This is a genomic window from Streptosporangium sp. NPDC002544 (assembly GCF_040295965.1).
Lineage (GTDB): Bacteria > Actinomycetota > Actinomycetes > Streptosporangiales > Streptosporangiaceae > Streptosporangium.
The window spans coordinates 389,618-404,137 of sequence record NZ_JBEOWJ010000004.1; the positions used below are offsets into that span (position 1 = coordinate 389,618).

Here is a 14,520-nt window from a genome sequence, read left to right on the forward strand (position 1 = left end):
GCCGCCGGAAGTTGGCGCTTCTGGCGGCCCCGCTTACGTGTCAGGCCGCGGCCTCACCGGGCGGTATGGCCTGGTTGGTGGAGGCGGTCGGCTGTTCCGCGCGGAGGCGCTCGCAGTCGGCCAGGTAGCGCGCGGAAGCGGCGAAGATCTCCCGGGCGAGAGTCACGTCCCGTTCGGTGACCGGCCCGCCGCCCGTGGTGGTGACCGTCATCTGCGCCTCGGCGCTGGACAGGGTCAGGAACGGCCGCTCACCGTCGCCCCCGAAAGCCTTGGCCGACACGTCCGAGGTGCAGAAGGAGACATCGAGCCGGGTGACGCCCTCACGGATCGACGCGGTGACGTAGGTGTAGGGCTTGTGCTCACTCACGCGGCCACGTCCTTGCCGGCCGTCTCCTTGACCGAGGCCGAAGCACTCTGCCGAGCGGAAGCCGCAGCGGAGCGGGGAGCGTGCATCGACGTTGCCCGGATGGACCAGGCCAGGCGACCGGTGTTCTGGGCGACGTACGCGGTTGCGGTCATGCCGTCGAACTCCACCGGCACGAACGGCAGGCCCGGCAGCGCAGCCGGGACGACTGGCTGAACTGCGGACAGGATCTTGACCGAGACCGTCTTCTGTCCGGCCTTGACGGTGGGGTCGGCGTCCATGACGGCGACCTGCCAGACGAGTTCGCCGGTGTTCTTGTCCTTGGCGTAGACGGTGCGTCCCTTGGACGAGGCGTCGAAGTCCTTGACCTGCTCGACCTCGCCGACGACGAAGCAGCCGTGCGGGAAGACCTGGTGGAAGCTGATGGGGATGGGGCCTTGGATGGCCATGTCGATGGTCCTTTCGATCGGGTCGGCCCGATGTCCGGTCGTCCACTTGTCCGACTGAGTTGAGAGTAGCTTCTCCAACTCATCCACACAAGTGATTGGGCGAAATGATGCTTGATGTCTGTTTTTAGCAATAGCTTTTAATGATGGCGACCATTAACATTATTGCTTACGTCAATTATTATCATTGACGCTTATGTTAATAATTAACGTTATGGCTTATGTTATGGCGGCCATTATTAACTCACCTGATAAACGTCCTGGAGTTCGTGCAGGTCACCAGGGAGAGCCATGCTCATCACCAGGAGCACCGCCCCAGCGGCGTCATGAACGGTGGCCAGCACCCCGAGGACAGGCTTGGAGGAGCTGAGCAACTCGGCCTCTTCCTTGGTCGGGTTGCGCGCGGTTAGCCGCTCAGTTACGTGATCGAAGCGCAGGTGCCTGACCGCCTGGAGATGATGACGCACCCCGCGCGCGAGCGGTTCGGGCTTGTCGACGTCGGTGCCCAACGCGATCTCCAGCGGGAACCACAGGGTCTCCACCGCAGACACCCGGCCACCCTGCCTGGCCACTCGCCGACGTGAGATCACCGGCGTCTTGTCCTCCACGCCGAGCAGGCGGGCGATGTGACGGGGAGCCGGAACGCGGGCAACGTCGGTGACCGTCTCGCCGCTCTCGGACTGCTCGGTCACCGCCAGGCCCGGCCGGATGCGATCGGCGGCGCTCTCGGGACGGCCCTTCACGAACGAGCCGCGGCCGTGCTCGCGCTCGATCCAGCCCTGCATGGCCAGTGTCTGAAGTGCCCGCACCACCGTTGTGCGGCCCACCCCGAACTCCCGGACGAACTGCGTCTCGGAGGGCAGCATGTCACCGGCCGCGTACTGCCCGGCCTCGATACGCTCCTGAATCGCGCCCATCACCTGGGCATACTTCGGAGGGGCGAAATCCCTGCTCATCTTAACCGCCCGATCGCTCTACCACTTGTCTGCACAAGCACACTACCGGCTGAGAGCAGCCCTGTCAGGACCCACAGCAGCGACAGGTGACTACCTCGCTAGCCCGGCCAGAATCCTGATCCACACCACCCGCGCCTGAGCAGGCGACCACGCCTCACTGTGAAACACGGTCACTCGACTTTTGTCTTGAACCGTCTTCCGGACGAACGACAGCCCGCCCGCATCGCACAATTCGTAAAACGTCACCCGATGCTCGTGGCAGGTCCAGGCCACTACCCGAACCCGCCCGAAACGCCTCGACCTATTCCAGGTCAAAGGCATGCATCCGGGAGCAGCTGGTACGAGATGATGCGCCATGCACGACGCTCCCTGCCGGGGAGAATTCCCGCTCATGATTCCTGCCGATCGAAACGCACCGACCCGGCCGGGTCCACGGTGGCGTGGAAGAGCACCTGTCGCGACCAGTCGTCTTGCACGGCGCTGAAGTCGCGAACCCGGTGGGTGATGCGCCCCCAGACCGCCGTGTTCGGCGCCATCTGGCGCAGCGCCATCCGGAGCGCGTCCATCGATGGGGCCTGTCCCGAACTGGTTCCGCACGGCCCGAGATTGTCGGTTCCGGCGGTGGTGAACACCTCCCACTCGAACATCTCGACGAGCTGTTCCGTACCGCCGCAGTAGATGCAGTCCTCGTGTGCCGAGAATTCCAGACGCAGGCCCATGGCCGCCACGCATCCACGACGGGTGACGATCTTCCAGCCGCGCCCGTCGCACTCCGTGCACTTAACCGGTGTTGTCATGCCGGAAAGAATGTCCGCACGAACTTCCCGCTCCTATTCCACGCGGATATACCACCGGGAGATATAGAGTTGCGCCCTGTAGCGATGCACCACTTCGGGAGCCGATGACCGGAGGACGGAATGCACGGGAACGCATTTGACCCCATCCAGATTCCAGCGATGATCTGGGATCACGAAGCAAGTAGAGAAATCCTCAAAAATCGTGACGTAGCCGGACTATTCAATCTCGCCGTCAAGTACAGCGGTGCCAGTCAGGTTCGGATCAGCACGGCGACCGGGATATCCCAGGGCCGCATCAGCCAGATCATCCGAGGACAACGCCAGGTCACCGACCTTGAGGTCTACGAGCGCATCGCCGCCGGCCTTGGCCTGCCCGACCACGCCCGCATGCTCTTCGGCCTGGCCCCACTCGACCTCGCCTCCCCTACCGGCGACCACGACGACAACCACCAGGAGCAGAGCGACGAGCTGACGGCCCGGATCGAAGCCGCCGCTGTCATCGATCCCACCACGATCATGATCCTTACCATCGACACCAATAACCTGCGCCTCCTAGACCGCCGACGCGGTGCAGCAGCGATCGCCGACAAGATGCGCGCCCAGATCGCCCAGATAGAACGCGCCCACCGGCACGCCATCCGGCCAGGTATCCGCGCTCAACTCGCTCACATACTGTCGGAAACCGCTGCCCTTGCCGGATGGCAGGCCATCGATACCTGCGCCCTGTCAGACGCTTGGGACCACCACGAAAACGCCATCTCCGCCGCCCGGGAAAGCGAAGACCCCGCCCTGCTCGCCTACGCATGCGGACAGCAGGCATACGTCCTGATCGACCTCGGACGACCGGCCGAAGCCACCGAGCTCCTCCAGCATGTACGCACCACCTACGACCGTCGCGTTCCCGGCCATCTGCGGACCTGGCTCGCCGCCGCCGAAGCAGAAGCCGCCGCGATCCTCGGCGACGAGGCCACTTGCCGCACCGCCCTGGACCAGGCCGCCGCACTACTGCCCGAAGACGACACCGATCCTCACGTGCCGTACGTCTCTCTCAACACCCACCATCTCGCCCGCTGGCGCGGCAACTGCCTCGTCCGGTTCGGTGACCCCGACACCATCGACGATCTCCACTCAGCTCTCGCGGGCATGGACGGCACCTACAACCGCGCCGAAGCCGGGCTCAGATGCGATCTCGCCCACGCTCTTCTAGCGATGGGAGAGCTGGACGCCGCACAGCCACATCTCTACCGTGCTGACCAACTCGCCAGGATGACCGGCTCTCGCCGGCACGGACGACGCGTCAAGGAGTTGATGCGAGCGGCTACCCGCGGCTCCCGTTAAGCCGCTCCCGCGCATACAGAAGCCCGACCAGCACCCCGGAGTTCCACACATCCCCACGGGCGATCATGTCCGGGATCTGGGCCATCGGAATCCACTCCAGCCGATCGGCCTCTACCTCTCCCACCGGCTCACCGACCAACTCAGCCCCCCGACCGAGGAACACCAGGTGCTCGGAATCGACCATGCCCACCATCGGCTGGAACGTGATCAGGTGCTCCATCGTCTTGGGCCGGTAGCCGGTCTCCTCCTCTACCTCACGAGCAGCCGTGTCCTTCGGGTCTTCCCCAACTTCGACGAGGCCGCCAGGGAGCTCCCAGCCCCACCGGTCGAATAGGAACCGGTGCCGCCACATCATCAGCACCCGGTTCTCATCATCGACCAGCACCGTCATGGCCGCCCGCCCCAGATGAACCGCATGATGCTCGAACCGCTCACCATCCGGGATCTCGACATCCACGAGCCCGAGCCGGATCCACTCGTTGTCGTAGATCAGGCGCTCGCCGTGCACGATCCAGCGCGTCTGCTCCTCATTGGTAGCCACACAGCGAAGTTACCGCCCAACTCTTCTGACGTACATGGTGGTCACCTGACTAGGCGGAACATAACTGTTCTCTGGCCGCTTACCTTCTCAATCAGGACAGAATGACATAAAGAATATTATATTGGACATAGTTGCTTCTAGCCAATCTTTTTCGATAAGTCCTGTCCCCATTTTGATTTGTTTATGTAGTGCAGGGCGGAAAGCCTTAACACCTTAGATAAATATTCGACTTCGGTTGCAGCCTTCGGGTAGCTGCCAATGGCACCTCGAAGGGCAACGCCTGTGACTGATAGGACATCCCTGCCTCTTAGATAAGGGGTCGATCCCCTGGGGCAGGATGGCGCTAATCGATTGCTTTGAATTTTGTTTGCATACGCTAAAAGTGTAGACTGACTTGGTTTAGAGTTGACGGTCGAACTAAGGGCAGCACAGTAAGGCTGCACCTTTAAGGTGAGTGTTTTTGGATCTATCTTAGAGGATAGGTCAACGCTATCGAACTTCAAGCCCCATTGTTGTTCGAAGTTAGCACGCCGCAGTGTAGAAACTGGATGGACTGCATTATAAATATTGTCTACTACCTTACTCAGTCCGCCCTGCTTGGCGATTTTTTCGGCACTTCCAAGCTCTTCGAGCATACGACTAAACGCGGGGCTAAGAACCAACATCCCTTCAAGGTCGGCGTTTTCGTAAGGGAAAATAGGAATATTTAATTTTTCTATGCTGGTAACTTGGTCATCAAAATCTCTGTCTACTACGGAAAGGAATCGTTGCATATTTGCCCGATGTAGCGACTCGGTGGCATCTAGGGCGGTTGATCGTGTCCCCGCTGGGAAATAAGCGATATCTAAGGGTAGGCATCCAGATAAGAATCTTACATCTGAAGGCCCTTCTGTTATTATGATAGGCCGCTTATCTACTTGGCGATGCTGCCTAATGCGATCAGGGAGCCTGTCGTAATCGCGTATAGAATTCATCGGCTTCAATCGTTGACACCGATTTCTTGAACTAGATCCCACTGGCCGTTAATGATTGCCGTCGAATGAGTAGCTAGAACTATTTGCAGGTCATTAATCTCAGCTACCTGTCCAATGTCATCTAGATATGCGTGCTTCCAGGCTGCATGCATCGATATCTCAGGCTCGTCTATAAGCACCAGCGAGCCTTTTTCGGCAGAAAACAGCAGCATTGTGAACATTGCCAAAAGGTGCTGTTCTCCCGAAGATAGGAGGGATACCTTAATCGGCTCCCTAGTAGTCGTGGACCTAAACCTAACAAATCCTTTTTGGTCGACCACTAGCCGTTTTCCGATAAACTTGTCATCAATAATTCGCCGGAGTGCTTTTATCTTCTCGTTCATCGGCAGTAGAGGTTTTAGCTTTTTTTCCAGATCGTCTAGAAATACATTTAGAATTCGGCGTTCTGTGGGGTTAAAGCTTCTGGTGGGAATTTGAACCCCAAACGATTGCTCACTTAGGCCATTGCTGTGAAGTTCAGCATGTTGTTTTGAAATCTTCTGATATCGAGACCTAATGTCAGATTCTTTTACAGTTGTTCTAGCGCTTTCAAGTACTCGGGAGGCAAAGCTCTGATCAGCTATCTGGGATGCACTCAGGGAGGCACGTCTAGCATCTGTAATCTGTGCTCTCACTTGTTCGATATATCGACTGATGCGTGTGACGACTGCCTCGCGCCGCCTATAGGGATCAGCATCATGCGAACGTACTATGGGTTCACGGTCAAGTCGCTGTGTATCAATAAAGATGGCTGACGCGCCAGAGAAAAAATTATTCAGCCAAGAATACTCTTGTGAGAACTTCGGTGTGTCCTCGCTTTTAATTCCGTACCTTCGTCGAAGAATTGAAGGCGGAATCACTCTCCCATCTCTTAGGTCTACCCACGTACCGTCTGGCAGTTGAGATATGTAGGGGGGAACCTCCCTTTCTTCTGGCAAATCTATTGAATACGTATAATGAAGATCTTTATATTCTGTGCCGCGCCCATCATTTCCTGATATTCTAAATATAGTTCCGTCTTCAGTATGCGAGTCAAGGGCAATATTAATTATTTTTCGGCTGCGCAACCTAATGGTAATACCTTCAAAAGGGATCGTGGAGAGGGTTTTAAAGTCGAGACTTGTAACGGCCCTGATAAGTCGAAGGACGTGTGTTTTTCCACAACCGTTCGGCCCGGAGATTATTGTCGTCGAGCTATTCTTGGTGAAGCGAATTGTGTAATTGGCGTATCCGAATAGATTTGTAATTGCAAAACTCTCAATCTTGTTCATGGCGACTCTGGTCCTTACCTGTAGGGTGAGAGGTAGCGTACTTGTTCCAGATGGTCGATGCGAGAATAAACCGAGTTCGCTGCCGAATTGTTCTTGTAGGTATCAAGGGGCGGCGGCGCTGCACGCCGTCGCCCGGCCCTGCGCCTGCCAGCGCGCGCCGGGCATGCGGCCTAGGGGCCGGTCCCGGCACGCGCGCAGGACTCCGGGCCGCCGCCGCACGCTCACTGCGCCGCACCCAGGCCATCGTCGGCCACTGGTCGCGCCACCGCCCCCATGCAGCACGACGATCGCCACGGGGTGGCCAATGTCCGCCGTAGTCGGGGGCGATCGAAGATCCGGGATTCGTTCCTCACCCCGGCTCACCGAGAAGCGTGGCTCACCTACCGGCACAGGGCTCGCATCACCGAGACAGCCGTGACAATGAACATGTCCTAGGGGCGTTGCCCCTTCCGGTATTGAAGGTGCTCGGAGTACGACTGGGCGAGCATGTGAAGGGTGTACGTGAGACCGACGAAGCGCATGTTTGCGGAATCCATTACTGCGTACTCTCGGCCAGCATGTCGATCAGGTCGAGCTACGCGGTGACCGACTTCCCCGCCGGTTCCTTTCAGAAGCATCGTCACCAGGACAGGTGGCTAAGCAGCGATGTGCGCCGCCAGTTGAAGCGCTACCGGCTCAGGCGATGTGGCATTCCGCGGCTTGCTGCGGATATCGGGCGGCGGATTCGGCCCGCATGCGTGCATGCTTACCCGTATGAACTCACTCCCCGGAGAGGCTGAAGCGGGCGAGCGCCTGAAGCGGACAGCGTTGCGTGACTTCGAGCAGATCCCCGATGATGAACACAAGCGACGAGGAACGATCTTCAAACTGGACCTGAGCCGGAACGACGTGCCGGTTCCGTCCCTGTTCAAGTATGCGCTCACGCTCATCGGGCTCACGGCGTATGGGCCTGGTGAGAAGGTCGCTTGGTGGGTTCACTTCACCTACCAGGGTGAGTGGTGCGAGCTCGCGTATGAGAAGTTCGGGCTGCGGCTCTACCTGCGTACTGAAAAGCCTGAAGAGGAGGCGCGCAAGACCCAGGTTCAGATCGTCAAGAAGCTCCGGTCCTCGATGCGCACGGTTGAAAAGCTGATCGTGGACGCGGCACCCGAACTGCTCGGTAAAGGTGACGCCACTGTAGTGAACCAGCACCGGTCACTTCGGCGTGCCTACGAGTATTTTCGTGAACGCGCCGTTGCCCCAGTGTTCATCGAGGATAAGCGCATCACGCACGAGCCGATCGAAGGCGCACTGATCCAGCTCCGGTACAGCTTCACGAGCGGCAAGATTCAGATGCAGATGAACGCTTTCCACGACATGATCGCGGCGATCTCGGCGTACATCAGCCTGCTGGAGCACGACCTGGTATTGGCCCTAGCGTTCAACGGCTTCGACCCGGATCGGGACAATCTCACCGACGTGATCGGGTCGCGGTGGGGCGACAAGTTCGACCGCGTCCTCGGTAAAGACCGAGACGCCGCCCGCTACCGGCAGCGGCTCACGGACGTTGTCGAACGATGGCGCAATCCCTACTCTCACGGCGGCTTCGAGAAAGGCCACGGCGCAACCATCTACCTGCACACACCGGGGGTGAACGCAGCGGTGCCGATCGGCCTGACCAGCGTGCGCAGCAGTCCGCTGTTCTCCTTCATGCCAGCATCTGAGACCGACATCACACAGGCATTCGAACTCTTCGACGAAATTGACGCGTGGCTGGAGTCAGAGCTTCCCGAGGGGATGCGGTGGATCAACTCGGGGCTGGACGTCCGCTTCGACGAGTCCTTCCGTGCGCTGCTCGCTCAGGCTCAGCAGGAGGACGGCTTTGTGGGGTTTCTGGAATTCTTCGAGTACCATCAAGCGATGATCGACAACATGGATTACTGAGCCGTACCGCTGAGCGTGGGCGCGCACTTGCTCCCCGTCGAGGAAGAGACAAGAGCCATACACGCAGTTCAGGTGCATGGTGTAGCCAGAAACGTCGGCCCGCTGTAAAACCATCGGCACTTCGATGCTGGGAGCCATCTTGGGAGCCAACGGGGTGGACGACATTGGATCGAGCCGAACTGATCTGAACGGCCGGACTCTCATCAGCTGCATGATGAACGGCTCTGAACAAGCACGGAAGTCGTTCGGGGACCTACGGATCAGAAGGTTGGGGTTTCGAGTACCTCCGGCCGCACACATGCAAGAAGGCCCCTGAACAGGCGTTACGCCGTCAGGGGCCTTCTTCGGTTCTTGGTCGTCGGAGCTTCTTGCCAACACCCTTGCTAACAGGGGCTCTTGGTTGGCTCCCACTGCTCGCCGACGGTGTTGGCGGAGCTGTCGGTCACGGAGGCTTCCATCGTTCGGATCATGTGGGTGCAGACATGGGTGTGACGGATGAGTTGGTCTAGGTAAGTCCGGTTTTGCCGAACATGCCTGGATGATCGCTGAGCCTTTTCCAACCTTCCACGTCACAAACAGCGCTCCCTGCCCCGCCGGCTACGGCGTGGCAGCCTCCGGAACGCGTAGGTGTCAGGGCTCAGCTGCGAGCGCGTCCTGGCGCGGCTTGAGCCTGACGTCGACCCGAGAGAGGGGCAGATGGCTCAAGCCGCCGCGCAGAAGCGGAATCCACGTGGGAGGCGCGTGACGGCGGGGTCGGTCAGGGTGAACGCGACCGGGGTACCCGGTGCGCCCCGACCGAAGCGGATGGCGTTTGGTCTTCATCCCGCAAGGTGGCCTGTGCTTCTTCGCACACGCGACTCAGCTTTCGAATTGCCCAAAAAAGGAACCTGGAATGGAGGGTGGCAGCACCTGGGGCCACGTTAGTGCGCTCGCGCACGCCCTTGCGCCGCGCGTTGTCCCGTTGCGGGATCGTCAATCGGTCCGGGTGCGGAGGCTCCGCGCCAGGGCGGGGATCATCACCGCCGCAGGGACGAGATGTAGCCCGAGGAGGGCGATGATGGTGGCGGTGTTTGCCCCGACGAGGAAGGGCGGGACCAGTGAGATCGCGGTCAGCGACACTGCCGTCCACACGAATCGCTTGGCGGGGTGAGCGCTCCAACGAAGAAGAGCGGCGGCAATGACGACGCCCACGACCGAGAAGAAGCCGGTCACCACGGCGAACCCGGGCAACGGGATCGTCTCGCCACCATCGGGGATCTCGAAGTCGACGCCGACGGCCTGGGCAAGCGCAGCGGCGAGGGTGGTGGCCACCATCGCTGCGAGCGTGGCAATGAAGCCGGTGATGGCGAGCCCGCGGAGTCGGTGGGTGTGGCTGGTCTGGCCCGATGCCGGGCCTGCGACGACCCCGGTGTCATTCATGCTGTTCATGTCGTTCCTCCGTCATTCGGTAACTGGCGTACAGGGTGTGTTGACTGGCATGTGACGGTCCTGGCCCTGGGCGTGACGATGCGCACCCTCGCCGTGCGACGGCCGGGGTTCCGCAGGGCGCGGACGCCGGTGCCGCGGAGCCAGAACCCGGCGTCGCGTCCGAGGACCGGCCCGGGCTCGCCGTCGCGCAGCTCCAGCTGCACCCGCCCGCGGGTGACGACGCCGAACGCGTCGCACCACTCCGCCGCGACCACCGCGACACGCGCGCCACCTCGCAGTGCAAGCGTCCACACGGGACTACTCCGTGCCGTCCGCCGGCAGGCGCTCCGGCAGCCCGAGCCGCGGGAACTGGTCGTTGTGGAACGTGACGATCTCGGTGATCGCCCCGCCGGTGACGCGCAGGACGTCGATCGTCAGCGGCAGGTACGCACCCTCCTGCTTCCGCCAGAGATAGAAGGCGACGGCGGGCTGCCGGTTCACGGAGGTGAGGACGGCGCGCAGGTGCTTCATGCCCTCGAAGCCGCTCTCGACCCAGTCGTTCACCACCGTGTCGCGGCCGACGTACAGGCCCGGCGTGGGCGGCATCGAGCAGCGGACGTCGTCCCGCAGCAGTGCGGCGAGCCCGTCGACGTCCGTGGCCACGCTGGCGTCGGTATAGCGGCGCACCAGCTCGCGCGTCCCGGCGTCCTCCTCGCCGCCGGTCCAGTCCTGCCGTTCGGCGGGCAGGTGCTCCCGCATGCCGGCGCGGGCCCGCTGCAGCGCGCTGTTCACGGAGTTGACGGAGTCCCCGAGGAGCTCCGCGACGTCCTTCGCCGGCCAGCCGAGCACGTCCCGCAGGATCAGCACGGCCCGCGGGCGCGGCGCGAGGTGCTGGACTGCGACCAGGTACGCCAGCTCGATCGTCTCCCGCGCGACGGCGACGGTCTCCGGCTCGTCCGCGTCGCCCGCGGGCAGCTCGTCGAGCAGCCGGTCCGGGTAGGGCTGCAGCCACAGCACCTCGCCGCCGGTCGCAGGCTCCGGGCGGCACTTGGCGAGCAGGTCCAGGCAGGCGTTGGTGGCGATCCGGTACAGCCAGGCCCGGAACGTCGACCGCCCCTCGAAGGTCTCCCGCCGCCGCCAGGCACGGAGAAACGTCTCCTGCACGGTGTCCTCGGCGTCCTCGAACGACCCGAGCATCCGGTAGCAGTGCACGTGCAGCTCCCGCCGGTGCCGCTCCGCCAGCCCCGAGAACGTCGGCTCGTCGACCTCGTCCAGACCGCTCACGCCCAGCTCCTCCAGCCGCGTGTCCGCACTCATCACGTCATCCTTCCGCCTCGTCGTGTCCCGTCGTAGGTGTGACGGGTGCGGGCGCGACAACTCATCACCAGGGTCGGTCGGCATGGCTGATCCAGTGACGGATCCGGTGGCGGAGCACGACGCACGGTACGGCGAGGAGGGCGTGGGTCCGCCGGAGTGGGGCGGGTGCGCGACCGCCTGGCGCGTGCCGGGGTCGCCTGGTTCACGACGACGCGGCGGGCATGGACGCACGGGCACGGCACGAGGTCCACCGAAAAGGATGGAGACTCGGCTCACCTGGGGAGATGCGCGCCCGAAGGGATTCGAACCCCGGCGCTGTTGCGTTACCGGATCGGCGGACACGCTAGGCCCGCCGACTACGGATCAGAAGGTTGGGGTTTCGAGTACCTCCGGCCGCACAGTGCGAAGGCCCAGGTCATCACCGCGATGACCTGGGCTTTTTCGTGTTCTGGATCAGGTGCGGGTGCCCGGTCGTGTCCGGCTGATCCTTCCCAACGGGTTCCCGCGCTCTGGGGCGCAGAACGTCACTGATCCGGCGCATGGCGATCTCGTCATGCCCTACGAGGCACTTCTCGTAGGTGCGGTGCAGGACCTCCACGCTGTTGCCTGCCCACTCGGCTACCTGCTTCGGCGAGACGCCGGCGTTGAGCCATGTGGACAGGCGGGCGTGCCGAAGGTCGTACGGGCGCCGGGCCAGTGGCGAGGAGTGATCCTCGGCGCTCAGGGCCAGCTCTCGGGCCTTCTTCTGCCAGATACGGAGGACTGTGCTCTTTGCGAGCACATCCCCGCGCGTCCCGTAGAACAGGCGTCCTCCAGGGCCGGTGCCCCGCGCGACGGCAATACATGCTTTCGGCGAATCCGGTAACGGCTCTGCCGTGCCCCGGTACGGCTCCACCGTGCTCAGGCAGATGAGAAAGCGGTCCGTACTTTTTGGAGCGGTGCGAAGGGTGCCAGTGGCGCGAACCAAGAATTCGCAAAGCAGGCTGATCAGATTTTCAAGGAGTCTGGAAACACCTCACGGAGTGGCACCGTACAAACCGGGGCACGTCAGCACAGGGGAAACAATGCTGTCGGCCGGAGCAACGTGGCCACCTTCCGTCAGACGGTCCGGCGTCCGCTGTCAGCGATCCTCAGACATCCGTGATCTTCAGAAAGGCATCGCTCATGCAAATCGAAAAGGCCAAAATCGTTGAGCTCCTCCGGTCCCGTGGCGACAACGCCCTGGCGCAGCAAGCCGACAAGAGCCTGCCCCCGCAGATCGATACCGACCAGCACGCGGAACAGCTGTCCAAGCTCGGTTTGAACCCTCAAGACCTTCTCAGCAAACTTGGTGGCCTCGGCGGCCTCGGTCACTAACCCTGGGGCTAGGGGCACGGGGCAACTCGATAGCATGATCGCTCCCCAATGTGACCCCACGCCAACCCGATACGCTTCTGGTCTTCGGGCCAACGCCTGGTCAACAGCATGACGTGAGGATGTTGGATCTTTCCCTATGGATCAGAAGGTCGGGGTTTCGAGTACCTCCGGCCGCACACATGCAAGAAGGCCCCTGAACAGGCGTTACGCCGTCAGGGGCCTTCCTTGGTTCTTGATCGTCTGGGGGTCTTGCTAACCCTCCTGCTGACAGGGTGGCTCCCGGTTGCCCCCCTGCCCACCGATGGCCTTGGCGCAGACATCAGCCGCAGAGGCCTCCGCCGTCCTGATCGCGTGGGCGTAGACGGCAAGTTCGCTGAGTGAACACAGGGACCTCCGGTTGACTGAAGTCCTGTGCGGGACGCACTCAGTAGCTCTTCCGGGCACTTCGTTCCTTCATCGACCGAGGCCGGCGACTTGTCAGGGGCAACGAGCCAGAGCTTGTCGAAGAAAATGCCCTGTAATATTCGCTTGGCACTTCATACTGAGTGTTGTTAGACGTGAAGATGCCCCCGACCGGTGATCGGCCTTTGCCGGGGGCACCTCCGCTGGAGCCGGGCCCTGGTAGGCGTTTGCCTATCGGGGCCAGCTTCCGTTCACCAGCCAGTCCACCGCGATCAGCATCGCCCTTAAGAGCAATGCGGTCGATTCGAACAGGACCGGCCGATCTCTTCTGCGCCGTCGGTGCGCACTCATCGTGCTCCAATCTCTTCGGCCTGTGAATCATGGTCGGGATCGACCATTGGCCGGAGTTCGGTCGATCCCCGGGGGATCGACCGAGCGAGCCGGCTGGCATCGTGAGTCAAGGCGTAGAAGCGACGGATCTGATTGTGCCTTATGGGGAAGGGGGGATTTGCACTTGTTCGCTAATTCGACGAACGACAACGCATACCCCGGAAGGTCAGGAGTTTCGGTCCTCGCGGCCGTGTAGTTCAAAGGTCCCGCTCATCCAAACGGGACCTTCAGCTAACCGGTGTCTCAAGCTACCTTGCGACCATTTTGGCGAAGACATCGGCGGCCGAGGTCTCTGCCGCCCGGATCACGTGGGCGTAGACGCGGAGCGTGATGGACGGGTCGGCGTGACCGAGTCGGGCCGCGACGACGTGGACGGGGACGCCGGCCAAGAGGGGCGTCGTCGCGTGGATGTGCCGGAGATCGTGCAAACGGGCGTGCGGGAGCAGCGGTTCCTCGGGCTCCTTCGCCGGGTTGTTGTAGCGGCGGATCAGGGTCGCGGTGAGCGAGCTGACCGTGTCGGGATGGATCGGCTCACCCCGGCCGGTCGTGAACACGTGGTCATCCGTTCCTCGCCACTCCTGCCCGGCCGCCGGCTTGTCGGCAGCCTGCTTGCTCCGCTGCGCCTTCAGGACCCCTGATCGTTCCGCCGTCGAGGCTGACGATGCGCTTCCGGCCGCTCTTGGTGGCTCCCTCGATGCGTTCGCCGTCTTCCGTTCCCGGCTCTCGCCAGTAGATCGACTTGGGCGACGGTAGCGGACAGGCGTCATGATTCCGGAAGAGCGGTGACAGCGGCACCGACAGTAACGCCCCCACTCATGCCGCCGTCCGCACTCCGCTGACCACGGTTCTCGACATCCGAGCCGCGCGATCGGCCCACCTGAAAATCGGAGGGCCATGCCGCCGGTGTTGACGACGCGCGAACCGTGACCCCCTGACGACGGGCGAATGCTGACCCCCTTCAGTCACTCTGGAGGGTGATCAAGGTGGAAGACTGGGCGG

At 61.8% G+C, this 14,520-nt stretch carries 15 protein-coding genes; 2 read left to right on the forward strand and 13 right to left on the reverse strand.

Translation table 11 applies throughout. The annotated features are described in order from the left end of the window. Positions 1-40: 40 nt before the first annotated feature. The 4 genes from ABT061_RS08610 to ABT061_RS08625 form a co-directional block, all read right to left on the reverse strand. Positions 41-367 (reverse strand): hypothetical protein, encoded by a 327-nt coding sequence (locus tag ABT061_RS08610; RefSeq protein ID WP_350914173.1) that lies wholly within the window; start codon positions 365-367, stop codon positions 41-43. Further along, the gene (locus ABT061_RS08615) at positions 364-813 is read right to left on the reverse strand and encodes a plasmid replication, integration and excision activator (RefSeq protein ID WP_350914175.1); all 450 of its coding nucleotides are present in this window, start codon (positions 811-813) and stop codon (positions 364-366) included. The genes ABT061_RS08610 and ABT061_RS08615 overlap by 4 nt, the downstream gene beginning before the upstream one ends. Before the next feature lie 236 nt (positions 814-1,049). Continuing rightward, on the reverse strand, positions 1,050-1,766 hold the full coding sequence (locus ABT061_RS08620) for a GntR family transcriptional regulator (protein ID WP_350914177.1): 717 nt from the start codon (positions 1,764-1,766) through the stop codon (positions 1,050-1,052). 389 nt (positions 1,767-2,155) lie between these two features. After that, the gene (locus tag ABT061_RS08625) at positions 2,156-2,563 is read right to left on the reverse strand and encodes a hypothetical protein (RefSeq protein WP_350914179.1); all 408 of its coding nucleotides are present in this window, start codon (positions 2,561-2,563) and stop codon (positions 2,156-2,158) included. Positions 2,564-2,722: 159 nt separating this feature from the next. Between ABT061_RS08625 and ABT061_RS08630 the strand changes: the two genes are divergently transcribed. Then, on the forward strand, positions 2,723-3,901 hold the full coding sequence (locus tag ABT061_RS08630; protein ID WP_350914181.1) for an NsdA family TPR-like regulatory protein: 1,179 nt from the start codon (positions 2,723-2,725) through the stop codon (positions 3,899-3,901). On the opposite strand, the gene ABT061_RS08635 is transcribed toward ABT061_RS08630, so the two are convergent. The 3 genes from ABT061_RS08635 to ABT061_RS08645 all read right to left on the reverse strand — a co-directional run bounded on the left by ABT061_RS08635 (position 3,882) and on the right by ABT061_RS08645 (position 6,726). Next, positions 3,882-4,442, reverse strand: a complete 561-nt coding sequence (locus tag ABT061_RS08635; protein ID WP_350914183.1) for an NUDIX hydrolase — start codon at positions 4,440-4,442, stop codon at positions 3,882-3,884. The two genes, ABT061_RS08630 and ABT061_RS08635, sit on opposite strands and share 20 nt — an antisense overlap. Positions 4,443-4,579: 137 nt before the next feature. After that, positions 4,580-5,416: a DUF4435 domain-containing protein gene (locus tag ABT061_RS08640; RefSeq protein WP_350914185.1), complete on the reverse strand. Its 837-nt coding sequence runs from the start codon at positions 5,414-5,416 to the stop codon at positions 4,580-4,582. A gap of 5 nt (positions 5,417-5,421) precedes the next feature. Further along, positions 5,422-6,726, reverse strand: coding sequence for an AAA family ATPase (locus ABT061_RS08645; RefSeq protein ID WP_350914187.1), 1,305 nt, complete (start codon positions 6,724-6,726; stop codon positions 5,422-5,424). A gap of 753 nt (positions 6,727-7,479) precedes the next feature. Here ABT061_RS08645 and ABT061_RS08650 point away from each other — a divergent pair. Continuing rightward, the gene (locus ABT061_RS08650) at positions 7,480-8,649 is read left to right on the forward strand and encodes a hypothetical protein (RefSeq protein WP_350914189.1); all 1,170 of its coding nucleotides are present in this window, start codon (positions 7,480-7,482) and stop codon (positions 8,647-8,649) included. A gap of 972 nt (positions 8,650-9,621) precedes the next feature. On the opposite strand, the gene ABT061_RS08655 is transcribed toward ABT061_RS08650, so the two are convergent. The 6 genes from ABT061_RS08655 to ABT061_RS08680 all read right to left on the reverse strand — a co-directional run bounded on the left by ABT061_RS08655 (position 9,622) and on the right by ABT061_RS08680 (position 14,075). Next, a complete protein-coding gene (locus ABT061_RS08655; protein ID WP_350914191.1) occupies positions 9,622-10,077 on the reverse strand; it encodes a DUF6069 family protein in 456 nt (151 codons plus the stop codon). After that, positions 10,074-10,370: a hypothetical protein gene (locus tag ABT061_RS08660; RefSeq protein WP_350914192.1), complete on the reverse strand. Its 297-nt coding sequence runs from the start codon at positions 10,368-10,370 to the stop codon at positions 10,074-10,076. The genes ABT061_RS08655 and ABT061_RS08660 overlap by 4 nt, the downstream gene beginning before the upstream one ends. Positions 10,371-10,374: 4 nt before the next feature. Beyond that, entirely contained in the window at positions 10,375-11,373 is a 999-nt protein-coding gene (locus tag ABT061_RS08665) for an RNA polymerase subunit sigma-70 (protein ID WP_350914194.1), read from the reverse strand. A gap of 418 nt (positions 11,374-11,791) precedes the next feature. After that, positions 11,792-12,154 carry a site-specific integrase gene (locus tag ABT061_RS08670; protein WP_350914196.1) on the reverse strand — a complete coding sequence of 121 codons (363 nt, stop codon included), beginning with the start codon at positions 12,152-12,154 and terminating at the stop codon, positions 11,792-11,794. Between the two features lie 317 nt (positions 12,155-12,471). Next, entirely contained in the window at positions 12,472-12,726 is a 255-nt protein-coding gene (locus ABT061_RS08675) for a hypothetical protein (RefSeq protein ID WP_350914198.1), read from the reverse strand. A 1,043-nt stretch (positions 12,727-13,769) separates the two neighbouring features. Continuing rightward, positions 13,770-14,075, reverse strand: a complete 306-nt coding sequence (locus ABT061_RS08680; RefSeq protein ID WP_350914200.1) for a tyrosine-type recombinase/integrase — start codon at positions 14,073-14,075, stop codon at positions 13,770-13,772. Positions 14,076-14,520: the final 445 nt, after the last annotated feature.